Genomic DNA, 13136 nt, shown 5'->3' with positions numbered 1-13136 from the left:
ATGGCACCCCGTGCGAGAGCATAGCACGGGGTTTTTGTTCGGATCGCACCGTGCAACAACAAGATCCACGCACGGAGCACGACCCGATGAACAAGACATGGCCCTTCGACCGCACGCGCTGCTGATCCTCGCAACGCTGAGTCTCGCCCCGGTCGCGCTGTCGGCCGCAACGGCGACGTCCTCCCGCTCCCCGAAGAAAACAGCCAGTACCACGCTGGCGAAGAAGCCGGTCGCAATGAAACCCGCCGTCGCTGCAACGACGGCGTCGAAGGCAAAGGTCGTCGCCAGGCGCGCGCCGGTCGGCGAAGCCGCGCCGGAAGAATCCGAATCCGAGGACATCACGCCGATCGTCAAGGGCAAGGTCGCGCGCAGCGCCGGCGACGCGTCCGCCTCCGCTGCCGAGCTCAACCATCTGCTCGACAGGATCGAGGAAGGAAATCGCATCGCCGGCCTGGCCGTGGCCGTGGTCAAGGACGACAAGGTACTGCTGCAGCGCGGTGTGGGCTATGCCGATGCGAAGGCCGGCCTGAAGGTGACTCCCGACACGGTGTTTCGTCTTGCATCGCTGTCGAAAGCGTTCGCAAGTGCGATGGCGGCGCTGCTGATCGACGACGGCGCATTCTCGTGGGACACCACCATCGCCAGCGTCGTGCCCGCGTTCGAGTTGATCGATGCCGACGCAAGCAACAAGCTGACGGTGCGCGAAGTGCTCAGCCAGCGCGTCGGCCTGCCGCACAATACCTACGATCGCATGATCGAAGCCAACGAACCGTATCCACTGCTCGTCGACCGGCTCAAGGATGTACCGATGACCTGCGACGTAGGCGAGTGCTACGGCTACCAGAACGTCACCTACTCGCTGATCGGAGACGTGATTTTCGCGACCACGGGCGACTTCTTCAGCCATCAGGTCGAGAAGCGCCTGTTCCGCCCGCTCGGCATGGCCACGGCGAGCTACGGCCGCGAAGGACTGGAATCCAGCACGAGCTGGGCCAGGCCGCATGTACGCACGCGCGCCGGATGGGTACCGTTCGAGAACCGCGAAGGCTACTACCATGTCGCCCCTGCCGCCGGCATCAACGCCAGCATCAAGGACATGACGGCATGGCTGATCGCGCAGATGGGCGGACGTCCCGACGTGCTCAGCGCCGCCGAACTCGAGACGTTGCACACGCCGCAGGTCGATACGCCGCATGAACGCCGGGTCGCGCCATGGCGCCGCGTCCGTGTCAGCGATTCGCAGTACGCACTGGGCTGGCGTGTGTTCGACTATGCCGGCGAGACGCTGGTCTTCCACGCCGGCTACGTCAAGGGTTATCACTCGATGATCGCGTTCTTCCCGAAGACGCGCTTCGGCGCGGTGATGCTGTGGAACTGCGAGACGGCGCTGCCTTCGGGCCTGCTGCCGATGCTGCTCGACCGCTACCTCGGCCTGCCCGAGGTCGACTGGGCCGGACTCGACGCACCGGTCGTGCCCGCGCCGAAGCGAGCGCGCATCGTGGCCGGCCGCAAGCACTGATTTTTCCGACGCGAAACGCTCAACGCCGCGTCGGTTCGCACGGAAACGGCGTTGCGCACATGGCTGGGGCGGCGCTTATCGGTCCGGCAGCTTGAACTCGATTCGCGTGCGCACCTGCTGTTCCGCCGGTTGACCATTTTCGAGACGCGGCAGGAACTTCCACTCGGCGATCGCGCGCAACGCCGCGGCATTGAACAGCCGCGGCGGATTCGCCGTGACCACGTTGCCGTCCTTGACGCTGCCGTCGGCGGCGACGGTGAACGCCACTTCGACCCACCCCTCCTGGCGCGAACGGAAAGCATCCGCCGGATAGCGTGGCGCAACCTGGCTGGTGGCGACGGCGGCACGCGTCTCGCCTGATGGAGCGGTGGCCGGCGGCGCCGGTTTCGCCACTGCTGTTGCATTCGTCACTGCGGCCGCACTCGTCGCTGCCGGCTTGGGCGTCGTTTCGCCCGCCGCTGGCTTGACCTCTGCCGCCGCCGGTGCAGCCGCCGTTGCGGGCGCAGTCGTCGCCGGAGCCGTCGCGTTCTTCGCGGCATTCGTTGCGAGCGCCTTCTCCTGATCGCGCTTCTCCTGCTCGCGATCCATCTGCTTCTTCTTCAGATCGAGCTTGTTGCGCAGGATCGTCAGCGTGTAGTTGTTCGAGTCGAATTTGCCGAGCAGATCGATCGCACGGTGGCTATCGTCGAGCTGGCCGGCGTTGATCTTCTGTTCGATTTCGCCCGTGGCAAGCGGAAACAATTCGCGCAGGCCTTCCTGCGCCGCCGCGTTTTTCGCGTCGCGCCCGAGCACGAGCAGGTAGAAATCCACCGCGCTGTTGTCGGGCGGATCAATGTAGCGCCGTTCGTTCACCGCGGAACCGGCGTTACGCAGAAGATCCGCGATCGTCAGATCGGTGCGTTGAGATGCTTCGCTGCCGACAGCAGCCCCAACCACCGGGGCGACTGCAGGCGGCGCAGCCGCACTCGCCGGTTTGCCGGCTTCGGGCCCGGACGTGACTTGTCCCGCACCCGGGTCGCGCCAGAGAAAGAAATACGCGGAAAATGCCGCAATCGCCGCAACCGCTGCCAGAGCGACCCGAAAACCGGGCCCCTTGTGTTCGCTTGCCATGCCACTTCGCCCCTGTTTTTGCGAGGTGCGATGGATACCACGGCACACGATTGCGATTCATTGACGCGCATCATGTTTTCGACAGCCGGCCAACATATCGACATGACCGCAACTTGACGAAACAGGCGAATGCGATGAGCAGGATCGCGTGGCACGCGACGGTGCGTGCGGAACCGGCTGGAAGGATGAGCGGGCGCTCGAGAGGAAGTTCGTTTAAAGCCTCTTCCCGCGCTGGGCAAGTCGCGGGAAGAGGTAAACGGGGTGTCGCTTTTCTTGTTGTGTACGAACCGGATGCCAACTCCGCACCCGTGAACCGGGCAAACCCGCAGGTTTGCGGCTGGTGTTGCGGCTGATAACGATGAAACGTGTGAAACTTACTTCTTCTTGGCGGCCTTCTTGGCAACCTTCTTCGCGGCCTTCTTCACAACCTTGGCCTTCGCAACCTTCTTCACAGCTTTCTTGGCAGGTGCCTTCTTTGCAGCTTTCTTCGTAGCCATATCGCGTCTTAGCTCCTCGTCAGTTGGTAGTTGTTGCCCAGTAAAAGCATGCAGGAACGCTTCGACCAGCAAATCACTGTTCGTCGCGTGCCTGAGATTGTTCACCTGCCGGCGGGTGCGTTCATCGGAGAGAAGTCTGAGTACGTGAAGCGGTATAGATACCGTCACTTTCTTCACGGCGTCGGACTTGCTGCCGTGTTCGATGTAAGGCTTTACAAACTTCGCCGCCGTCATGGATTCCATGTGCAGGTGTAACGACGGCGCAAAAATTATTCCCGAAGTGTTTAGCTGTCAACAGATTTGTGCTATCGCGGCGCGCCGGAATCGGCTTGGCGCCGCGCCTGCACGGCGCGCGCGCAGGACGGCGGCCGCGGCGGGTGGAAACACGCATAAACGTTTGGACGTCCGTTTGCTCAACGACAAACCATCAACTATTCGAACCGATCGCGAGAGTTCATTCGCGGGAAATCGAAAAAAGCTAGATTTGATGCGGCCTCCAGCGTGACCGTATCGCCATGCACTAATGTACTTTTCATCATAGTTTACTTTTGAAAAAAGTGGATTTTTCGCGGAATGCATCGCGGCGCGCAGGCGACGGCGCTCCTGACAGACTCGGCAACGGTGTCTGAACGGGGCGGCGACGGACGAAAAATTTTTTTCGCCGATCGCTCAAAAAGAGAAGTTTTCGATCCGATTTGCGCGAATTTGCGCGAAGTATACTTCGCCGCATGCACCGGCCGAAGCGACGAGGAGCGTCTACCGTGCCGTGCAAGCGAAGGAAAAAGATCGTGTGCCGGCGGCTGCGACTGATGCAAAAAGGATCGCTTCGACGGCGCTCGTCCGCACCTAGGTTTCTTCGCACGCCGGCAGGCACGCGAAGAAAACCGGTCAACTCAAAGCGCGCGCGAGCGCAGCCGCGAAACGGTCGAGGTCGGCGGCGGTCTTCGTCTCGGTCGCGCAGACGAGCAGGACGTTCCCGCTGCCCGGGTATTCGTCGCCGAGCGCGAAGCCGGCGACGATGTCGTCGTCCTGCGCCAGCTTCTCGACGATCGCATGTGCGGGATGCGGCAGCTCGATCGCGACCTCGTGGAAGAACGGCCGCGCGTACAACTGTTTCACGCCCGGGATCGCGACGAGCTTGTCGCGCAGCGCGCGCGTGTTCTGCATGCTCGCATTGGCGACGCGCGCGACACCCTGCGGGCCAAGCATCGCCATCGTGATCGTCGCCGCGGTGACGAGCAGACCCTGGTTGGTGCAGATGTTCGAGGTCGCCTTGGCGCGGCGGATGTGCTGCTCGCGCGCCTGCAGGGTGAGGGCGAAGCCTTGCTTGCCGTCGAGGTCGGTCGTGCGGCCTACGATGCGGCCGGGCATCTGGCGCACCAATTCCTGCTTGCAGGCGAGGATGCCGAAGTACGGCCCGCCCGAGGACAGCGGCACGCCGAACGGCTGGCCGTCGCCGCAGACGATATCGGCTCCGCTACCGCCCCAATCGCGCGGCGGCTTCAACACCGCGAGCGACAGCGGATTGACCACGCCGATCACAAGCGCACCCCGGGCGTGCGCCCAGTCGGTCAGCGCGTCGACGTCCTCAAGCGCGCCGAAGAAGTTCGGCTGCGGCACGACCAGGGCGGTGAATGCACCGAAATCCCGCCCCGCCAGTGCCGCAGCATCGATGCCACCGTCGGCGGCGATGTCGAGTTCGACGACCTCGATGTTCTGCAGCGGCAGGATCGTGTGCAGTGTCTTGCGGTAGGCCGGGTGCACGGACTTCGGCACAAGCACTCGGCGCGGCCCCTTCTTCGCGCAGCGCTCGGCCATCAGCGCCGCCTCGGCGAGCGAGGTCGCGCCGTCGTACATCGACGCGTTCGATACGTCCATGCCGGTCAGACGCGTCATCATCGTCTGGTATTCGTAGATCAATTGCAGCGTGCCCTGGCTCGCCTCGGCCTGGTACGGCGTGTAGGCCGAGTAGAACTCACCGCGCGAGACGATCGCCCAGACCGCGGCGGGGATGTGATGCTCGTAGGCGCCGGCGCCGCAGAAGTTGAGCGGCGTGCCGTCCTGCGCAGCGCGCTCCTTCATCAGGCGCGTGACCTCCATTTCGTTGAGGCCGGGAGGCACCACCTTGAGTTCGTCGACCTTGAGCGCGGCGGGGATTTCGTCGAACAGGTCTTCGATGCTGGCGACGCCGATGGTCTTCAGCATCGCGGCGACGTCGGCTTCGGAATGGGGAATGAAAGGCATGGCGGGACTCGGGACTCGGGACTCGGGACTCGAAGAGTCCAAAGCCGGATGGATGATTTGTTCCAATGCAACCGACGGCTCGATCAACCGCGATCCGCGAGCCCGGGTTACACCAAGTCCCGTGGAACGAGTCGCGTGCCGCCGGGCTCAGTGCTCGTCGTCTTCGATCGACTCGGCGTAGGCGTCCGGATCGAGCAGTTCCTCGCTTTCCTCGGCGAGGTTGGACGGCTTGACGACGAAGATCCAGCCTTCGCCGTAGGCGTCCTCGTTGATCGTCTCGGGTTTGTCGCCGAGCGCGGAGTTCACCGCGAGAACCTCGCCCGATACCGGCGCATAGACGTCCGAAGCGGCCTTGACCGACTCGACCACGGCACACGCGGTACCGGCCTTGACCTCGTCGCCGACGCTGGGCAACTCCACGTAGACCAGATCGCCGAGCAGGCCCTGCGCATGGTCGGAAATGCCGATGGTCACGTTGCCGTTGTCCTCGACGCGCGCCCACTCGTGGGACTTCATGAATTTCAGATCGCCGGGAATTTCGTTCATGGCTTCAATCCTGAGTGGTAGCCGGGGGGAATTCGGGGAGCGAATTTTACACTGAGCGGGCTGGCGCAGGCACCAACCCCGCGCCGACGCGGCTCGACGCGGGTCAAATGCCTTCGCAGGCCTTGCCATCGCGCACGAACGGGTACTTGACCAGGCGCACCGGCACGAGCTTGCCGCGGATGTCGACCTCGACGCCCGCGTTCGCGCCCGCGGGTACGCGCGCGAACGCGATCGCCTTGCCCAGTGTCGGCGAGAACGTGCCGGACAGGATCTCGCCGTCGCCTTGCGGCGTGGCGACGCGCTGGCCGTGGCGCAGCACGCCTTTTTCGTCCATGACCAGACCGACCAGAGTGCGCGACACGCCGTCGGCCTTCTGTTTCTCGATCGCGGCGCGGCCGATGAAATCGCGACCCGGTTCGAGCGACACGGTCCAGGCCAGTCCGGCCTCCCACGGCGTGATCGTCTCGTCCATGTCCTGGCCATACAGATTCATCCCGGCTTCGAGGCGCAGCGTGTCGCGCGCACCGAGGCCGGCCGGCGCGACGTCGGCGTCCTTCAACTTGCTCCACAACGCAACCGCGTCTTTTTCCGCGACGATGATCTCGTAGCCGTCCTCGCCGGTGTAGCCGGTGCGCGCGATGAACAGCCCGTCGCCCTCGACCGCGGCGAACTTGCCGACCTTGGCCGCCGCTTCGCGTGTCGCCGGCGACAGCAGCGACTGCACCTTGGCGCGTGCGTTCGGTCCCTGCACCGCGATCATGGCGAGATCGGCGCGTTCGGCGACCTGCACCTCGAACGCCCGGGCCTGCTTTTCGATCCAGGCCAGGTCCTTGTCGTGCGTAGCCGCATTGACCACGACGCGGAAGAAATCCTCGCTCAAGAAATAGACGATCAGGTCGTCGATGACACCGCCCCGCTCGTTGAGCATGCACGAATACAGCGCCTTGCCGCGCGTCTTCAGCTTGTCGACGCTGTTGGCGAACAGATGACGCAGGAAGTCGCGCGTGCGCGTGCCGTGCAGGTCGACCACGGTCATGTGCGAGACGTCGAACATGCCCGCGTCGCGGCGCACTGCGTGATGTTCTTCGATCTGCGAGCCGTAGTTGAGCGGCATGTCCCAGCCGCCGAAGTCGACCATCTTCGCGCCGAGCGCGCGGTGGGCGTCGTTGAGTATCGTTTTCTGGGTCATCGTCCCGGCTCCGGACAAAATCGGACGCGCATTCTAACGTATGCCGTCGGCGCCGGTTCCGCGCCAGCGCAACGCATCGACCAGCAGCGCGAATGCCGGCGAGGATTGCCGCCGGCTCGGGTAGTAGAGGTAATAGCCGGGAAACGGCGGCGTCCAGTCGTCGAGCACGCCGACGAGCTTCTTCTTTGCCAGATGCGGCGCGACCACGTCTTCCATCACGAAGGCGAGTCCGAATCCGGCCAGCGCGGCGTCGAGAATGTGCGCCGAATGGTTGAACACGAGCCGGCCATCCACGCGCACGTTGATCTTGCGGCTGCCTTTCTGGAATTCCCAGGCGTACAGATCGCCCCGCGTCGCCAGGCGCAGGTTGATGCAGTCGTGTTGCGTCAGGTCGCGTGGATGTTTCGGCGCCGGATGCTTCCGGAAATACGCCGGCGCGCCCACGACTACCATGCGCTGCAACGGGCCGATGCGCACGGCGACCATGCCTTGCGCGACCTGCTCGCCGAGGCGCACGCCGGCGTCGAAGCGTTGCGCGACGATGTCGGTGAGCGCGCGATCGACGCTCAATTCCACTTTGACGTCGGGATATTTGGGCAGGAATTTCGCGAGCGCCGGCCACAGTATCGTCGCGGCCGCATGCTCGCCCGTGGTGATGCGGATGGTGCCGGCGGGTTTCTCGCGCAGTTCGGACAGGGTGGCGAGTTCGGCCTCGATCTCCGCAAAACGCGGCGCGACCGAATCGAACAGGCGTTCGCCGGCGGCGGTTGGCGCGACGCTGCGCGTCGTCCGGTTGAGCAGGCGCAGGCCGAGGCGCGCTTCGAGGCCGCGCAGCGTATGGCTCAACGCCGACTGCGACACGCCAAGCCGCGCCGCCGCCTTGGTGAAGCTGCCCTCGCGCGCGACGGCGACGAAAGCGCGCAGGTCGTCGAGATTGGCGGTTACCATTCATGAATCCTGTTCATGAGTACATGCGCAATTTACCATCTTATCGCGGCGACGTGCCGGCGCTAGAGTGTGCGCCATCCAACCTGCCGCCGAGAACATCATGTCCGCGCCCATCCGCACCGCCCACAACGCCTTCGGCCACATCGCGCCTGCCCTCGCCGATTACACGGACGACATATTGTTCGGCGACGTCTGGCAACGGGCCGGCCTGTCGCCGCGCGATCGCAGCCTGATCACGGTTTCCTGCCTGATCGCGCTGTACCGCACGAACGAGCTGCCGTTTCACCTCGGCAAGGCGCTCGACAATGGCATCGACAAGGACGAGATCGTCGAACTGATCACGCACCTGGCTTTTTATTCGGGATGGCCGACGGCGACGACCGCCTTGACCATCGCCCAGCGCGTATTCGATGAACGCCCGCCCCAACCCTGAAATCGAAAGACCTTCGCGGAGAACACGAAATGCAAAAACGCACACTCGGAAAAAACGGCCTCGAAGTCTCGGCCATCGGCCTGGGCTGCATGGGGCTGAGCTTCGGTCTCGGCCCCGCGGTCGAAAAGCAGCAGGGCATCGCGCTGATCCGCGCGGCGGCCGAACGCGGCGTGACGTTCTTCGACACGGCGGAAATCTACGGCCCGTTCGCGAACGAGGAACTGGTCGGCGCCGCGCTCGCGCCGTTTCGCGGACAGGTGGCGATCGCGACCAAGTTCGGCTTCGGCATCGACGCGAACGGCAAGCCGACCGGCGGACTCGACAGCCGGCCCGAACACATCAAGGCCGTCGCCGAGGCCTCGCTCAAGCGTTTGGGAATCGACGCGATCGACCTGTTCTACCAGCACCGAGTCGACGATGCGGTGCCGATCGAAGACGTCGCCGGCGCGGTCAAGGATTTGATCGCGCAGGGCAAGGTCAAGCACTTCGGCCTCTCGGAAGCCGGCGCCAACACCATACGCCGCGCGCATGCGGTGCAGCCGGTCGCGGCGCTGCAAAGCGAATACTCGCTGTTCTGGCGCGAGCCGGAACAGGAAATCATCCCGACCCTGGAAGAACTCGGCATCGGCTTCGTGCCGTTCAGCCCGCTGGGCAAGGGCTTTCTCACCGGCGCGATCGACGCGAACACGCAATTCGCGGAAGGCGACTTCCGCAACGTCGTGCCGCGCTTCGCGGCGGACGCACGCCGCGCCAACCTCGCGCTCGTCGAACTGCTGCGCGGCATCGCCGAACGCAAGCGCGCGACGCCCGCGCAGATCGCGCTGGCCTGGCTGCTCGCGCAAAAACCGTGGATCGTGCCGATTCCGGGCACGACCAAGCTGCACCGTCTCGACGAGAACCTCGGCGCCGCCGGCGTGGAACTGAGCGCGGACGACCTGCGCGACATCGCACAGGCATCATCGCGCGTCGCGCTGCAAGGCGCGCGTTATCCGGAGCATCTGCAAAAACTGGTTGGCCGCTAGGCGGCCTTGACCTTCAACGTCGAACCGTCCACGCCGACGACTTCGACCGGCGTGCCGGCGGGCAGATCCGGGCCTTCGGCCAGCCACAGCGAATCGCCGACGCGTGCCTTGCCCTGGCCATTGATGATGGCCGTCTCCAGCACGAAGCGGCGACCGATGTACTGTTCGGCGCGACGGTTCAAGTGCGGCAGGTCGGAACGCTCGTCCATCGCATGGCGCACGAAACGCCAGTACACGAAGCAGCTGATCACGGCAAACACGGCGAACACCACCGACTGCACGCCGAAACCCATGTCCGGAACAAAGAGCAGTACCACGCCCAGCGCCGCGGCGGCGATGCCGATCCAGAGCATGAAGAATCCGGGGGCCATGATCTCGGCGCCGATCAACACCAGCGCGAGCAGCCACCAGCCGTAGTGCATTGTCAGGTTCGCAAGCATGTCAAGCCTTCGGCAGCGCTTTGGCCGCCTGCTGCTGTTCCAGGCTCGACTTGGCCACCTCGGCGATGCCCGCCAGCGAACCGAGCAGGCCCATCGATTCCATCGGCAGCAGCAACAGTTTCTGGTTCGGCGCGGTGCCCATCGACTTGAGTGCGTCCACGTACTTGGTCGCGACAAAATAATTGATCGCGTTGATGTCGCCTTTGCGGATCGCTTCGGAAACCATCTCGGTCGCCTTGGCTTCCGCTTGCGCCTGACGCTCGCGCGCCTCGGCTTCACGGAATGCGGCTTCGCGCTTGCCCTCGGCGGAAAGAATGGCCGATTGTTTCTCGCCTTCGGCTTTCAGGATCGCGGCCTGGCGAAAACCTTCGGCTTCGAGGATGTTCGCGCGCTTCTCGCGTTCGGCCTTCATCTGGCGCGCCATCGAATCGACCAGGTCGCGCGGCGGCTGGATGTCCTTGATCTCGATGCGGTTGCACTTCAAGCCCCACGGATGCGTGGCCTCGTCAACAACCTTGAGCAGACGCGCGTTGATTTCGTCGCGCTTGCTCAATGATTCGTCCAGGTCCATCGAGCCGAGCACGGTGCGGATGTTGGTCATCACCAGGTTCAGGATCGCCTGTTGCAGGTTCGCGACTTCATACGCCGCCTTGGCTGCATCCAGCACCTGGTAGAACACGACGCCGTCCACGCGCACCACGGCGTTGTCCTTGGTGATCACGTCCTGCGACGGCACGTCGAGCACCTGTTCCATCATGTTCATCTTGCGGCCGACCGTGTGATAGATCGGAATCAGGATGTGCAGGCCCGGTTCCATCGTGCTGGTGTAGCGGCCGAAGGTTTCCTTGGTCCATTCATAACCTTGCGGCACCACGCGCACTGTCTTGGAAACGAAGATGACGACCACGACCAGCAGAACCAATGCGACAAACCCACCCATGGCGATCTCCGCAGAACAGCAAGAAGGATTTCGAGTATAGCGCGCCGCCGCGTCAGTGCGCGGCGGCGAAGAACGTGCGGAACGCGGGCGAGAACACGCGCTCGTCAGGCAGCGCGTTCGCATCCAGATGGCGCGCCGCGCGAGCGTCGCTGCGCGCGCCTTCGAGTTGTGATGCCTCTCCCGATCGCGCCAATGCAAAACGCGCGGCGCTGCGCAACAGATAGGCCTGAAAGCGTACATTCGCGCCGTTGACCGCATCGACATCCAGACGCGCTGCATTCGCAAAGCGGCCCGCGCTGAAATCGACATAGGCACGGATCAGCGCGGGCGGCGGTCCGGCGACGGCAACCGCGGTTGGTTTCGGCGGCGGATTGGATACCGGCGCAGACTCTGGCGTGGCAGGTGTTGCGACCACCGCCTGCGCCGACTGCGTTTTCGTGGGAGCTTCCTGCGCTTGCACGGCAACCGGCGTGCACTGCGCCTGGAGTTGCTCTTCTTGCGCACGCAACTGGCGCAGGCGGCCAAGCGAGCGCAGGTTCGACTGATCGTTCCATTGCGCTTTCGCCGCGGCGCAATCGCCAAGCTTGAAATAGGCGATGCCGAGGAAATGGTGCGGCAGATAGGGTTGCGGAACGCCTTCGATCCTCACCATGACCGGCGATTCCGGTCGCACCGCGAGCGCTTTTTTCAAGGCCTGTACCGCACGACCGTATTCGCCGTGATCCAGTGCCGCCAGACCATCGGTGTAGTCGTCCTCGAAATCAGCGCGCGCGATCGCCGGCGCGAGCAAGGCCGCGAGGGCAAGCACGGCAAGCGCGCGGCTACAGGCCGGCATGCTTGAAATACTCCTTCGCGTCCGGCGCCGCAAAGCCGGCCGTCAGCGTGGCACGCTGTTTCCCCTCGACCGCAATCGTCATCTGCCTGCTCTTGCCGTCGAGCGGCTGGCGGAAGACGACGCTGTAGGTTCCGGCGGGCAATTTGAGCAACAGCGGCGTGCTGTTGTCGTCGGGCAGCGCGATCGCGCGACCGTTGCCGTCGGCCACCGCATCCACGCGTGCCCACGGCGTTGCGTTGAGCAGCAACTCGCCGGCATTCGCGGCGGCCTGCGCCTGCGCGGCCGCGACGATGCCGGCGCGCCAGCCGGGCATGTCCTGCACCAGCTTCGCCCACGCCGGATCCGCGGTCCAATCATCGCCGCGGCCCTTGACGAATGCGGCCATCACGTCGAAGTCGTCCGTGTTCACCGCGCCATGCAGGCGTTTGCCGATGGCCTCGACGGCGCGCGTGCGCAGAGCGAGCGTGTCCTTGTCGGTCGCATCGGCTGCCAGCAGTTGGGTGATGCCGTCGAAGGCGGCGCGCAATTCGGCGTCCGTGCCGGCGTCGAGAAAGGCGGTCACCTGGGCGTGTGCCTTCTGCCGGTTTTCGGCAGTCTGCATCTGGATCTGGGCCTGCGCGCGCGCCTGTTCGCGCGCCTGCGCGATGCGTTGCTGCAAGGCGGCCAGGGACTTGTCGCCGGGCAGGGCGGCGAGTGCGTCGGCTTCGATCTTCGCCGCGTCGTCGATGCGTTTGTCGGCCAGCGCCGCATCGCCTTGCGCGGCGAGTTGCTTGCCGATCTGTTCGCGGGCTTCCTCGGCACGCGCATTGCCCGGATCCTTCTGCTCGACCTTGCGCACGAAATCCAGCGCGCTGCCGTCACTGCCCGGCGCGGCGACAAGCAATTGCCCGGACTGGATCAGGGTCGCGGCGCGGTCGTTCCACAGGTTCACCAGTTCCTGCTCGTCATGGCTCAGGCGGCGGTGCCCGAACCTGCCCCAGAGGATGATCGCGAGTACCGCGATGACGGCCGCGATCGCAATCCATGCGTTGCGCTTGCGCGCTGGCGTGGCGGGCGCTGCTGAAGGCGTCGCTGCCGGTTGATCCGCCGTCGCCGGCGCGGGGATCTGCCCGGACACGGACATGCGCGCGCCGCCGCTGCTCGGCATGCTGGTATAGAAACCGAGCGCACGCAATTGTTCGGACGAGGTCTGGTTCGGATCGAGCTGCAGGCGCGTGAGCAAGGTGTCGCTGTGCACGAGGCGCGACTTGAGGTCGTCGCTGAAGGCCTTGAGCGTCGGATAACGGTCGTCGCACTTCTTGGCCAGCACGCGATCGAAGATGTCCTGGAACGCGGCGAATTCCGCCGGCAGCGGCGCGGGCGCCTGGGTCAGGTGCGCCATCAGCACCGCGATCGGCGTGTCGCCGCGGAACG

The 13136-nt window shown here is 64.7% G+C and carries 13 protein-coding genes; 3 read left to right on the top strand and 10 right to left on the bottom strand.

What is annotated here, in order from left to right:
* Positions 1 to 97 precede the first annotated feature (97 nt).
* On the top strand, positions 98 to 1519 hold the full coding sequence (locus tag AC16HO_RS07930; protein WP_395641714.1) for a serine hydrolase domain-containing protein: 1422 nt from the start codon (positions 98 to 100) through the stop codon (positions 1517 to 1519).
* A 75-nt stretch (positions 1520 to 1594) separates the two neighbouring features.
* Here the strand turns inward: AC16HO_RS07930 and AC16HO_RS07925 are convergent, their stop codons facing one another.
* The 6 genes from AC16HO_RS07925 to AC16HO_RS07900 all read right to left on the bottom strand — a co-directional run bounded on the left by AC16HO_RS07925 (position 1595) and on the right by AC16HO_RS07900 (position 8053).
* Positions 1595 to 2629 (bottom strand): energy transducer TonB, encoded by a 1035-nt coding sequence (locus AC16HO_RS07925; protein WP_395641713.1) that lies wholly within the window; start codon positions 2627 to 2629, stop codon positions 1595 to 1597.
* A gap of 374 nt (positions 2630 to 3003) precedes the next feature.
* Positions 3004 to 3360, bottom strand: a complete 357-nt coding sequence (gene metJ / locus AC16HO_RS07920; RefSeq protein WP_395641712.1) for a met regulon transcriptional regulator MetJ — start codon at positions 3358 to 3360, stop codon at positions 3004 to 3006.
* A gap of 654 nt (positions 3361 to 4014) precedes the next feature.
* A complete protein-coding gene (gene gcvPA, locus AC16HO_RS07915) occupies positions 4015 to 5370 on the bottom strand; it encodes an aminomethyl-transferring glycine dehydrogenase subunit GcvPA (RefSeq protein ID WP_395641711.1) in 1356 nt (451 codons plus the stop codon).
* A gap of 147 nt (positions 5371 to 5517) precedes the next feature.
* Positions 5518 to 5916: a glycine cleavage system protein GcvH gene (gene gcvH / locus AC16HO_RS07910; protein ID WP_395641710.1), complete on the bottom strand. Its 399-nt coding sequence runs from the start codon at positions 5914 to 5916 to the stop codon at positions 5518 to 5520.
* A gap of 103 nt (positions 5917 to 6019) precedes the next feature.
* Positions 6020 to 7105, bottom strand: coding sequence for a glycine cleavage system aminomethyltransferase GcvT (gene gcvT, locus AC16HO_RS07905; RefSeq protein WP_484335369.1), 1086 nt, complete (start codon positions 7103 to 7105; stop codon positions 6020 to 6022).
* Positions 7106 to 7138: 33 nt separating this feature from the next.
* Positions 7139 to 8053 (bottom strand): LysR family transcriptional regulator, encoded by a 915-nt coding sequence (locus AC16HO_RS07900; protein ID WP_484335368.1) that lies wholly within the window; start codon positions 8051 to 8053, stop codon positions 7139 to 7141.
* Positions 8054 to 8153: 100 nt separating this feature from the next.
* Here AC16HO_RS07900 and AC16HO_RS07895 point away from each other — a divergent pair, with 100 nt between their 5' ends.
* Positions 8154 to 8486 (top strand): carboxymuconolactone decarboxylase family protein, encoded by a 333-nt coding sequence (locus tag AC16HO_RS07895; protein ID WP_484335367.1) that lies wholly within the window; start codon positions 8154 to 8156, stop codon positions 8484 to 8486.
* Between the two features lie 29 nt (positions 8487 to 8515).
* On the top strand, positions 8516 to 9508 hold the full coding sequence (locus AC16HO_RS07890) for an aldo/keto reductase (protein WP_484335366.1): 993 nt from the start codon (positions 8516 to 8518) through the stop codon (positions 9506 to 9508).
* On the opposite strand, the gene AC16HO_RS07885 is transcribed toward AC16HO_RS07890, so the two are convergent.
* The 4 genes from AC16HO_RS07885 to AC16HO_RS07870 all read right to left on the bottom strand — a co-directional run.
* On the bottom strand, positions 9505 to 9948 hold the full coding sequence (locus AC16HO_RS07885; RefSeq protein ID WP_484335365.1) for an NfeD family protein: 444 nt from the start codon (positions 9946 to 9948) through the stop codon (positions 9505 to 9507). The two genes, AC16HO_RS07890 and AC16HO_RS07885, sit on opposite strands and share 4 nt — an antisense overlap.
* A 1-nt stretch (position 9949) precedes the next feature.
* Positions 9950 to 10888 (bottom strand): SPFH domain-containing protein, encoded by a 939-nt coding sequence (locus AC16HO_RS07880; protein ID WP_484335364.1) that lies wholly within the window; start codon positions 10886 to 10888, stop codon positions 9950 to 9952.
* Between the two features lie 52 nt (positions 10889 to 10940).
* Entirely contained in the window at positions 10941 to 11723 is a 783-nt protein-coding gene (locus AC16HO_RS07875; protein WP_484335363.1) for a hypothetical protein, read from the bottom strand.
* A partial coding sequence (locus tag AC16HO_RS07870) for a serine/threonine-protein kinase (protein WP_484335362.1) occupies positions 11710 to 13136 on the bottom strand: 1427 nt, incomplete at its 5' end. The genes AC16HO_RS07870 and AC16HO_RS07875, both read right to left, overlap by 14 nt.

Source organism: Rudaea sp. (assembly GCF_057139185.1).
The sequence above is the reverse complement of the archived record's forward strand: the minus strand, read 5'-3'. Positions and strand labels throughout refer to the sequence as shown.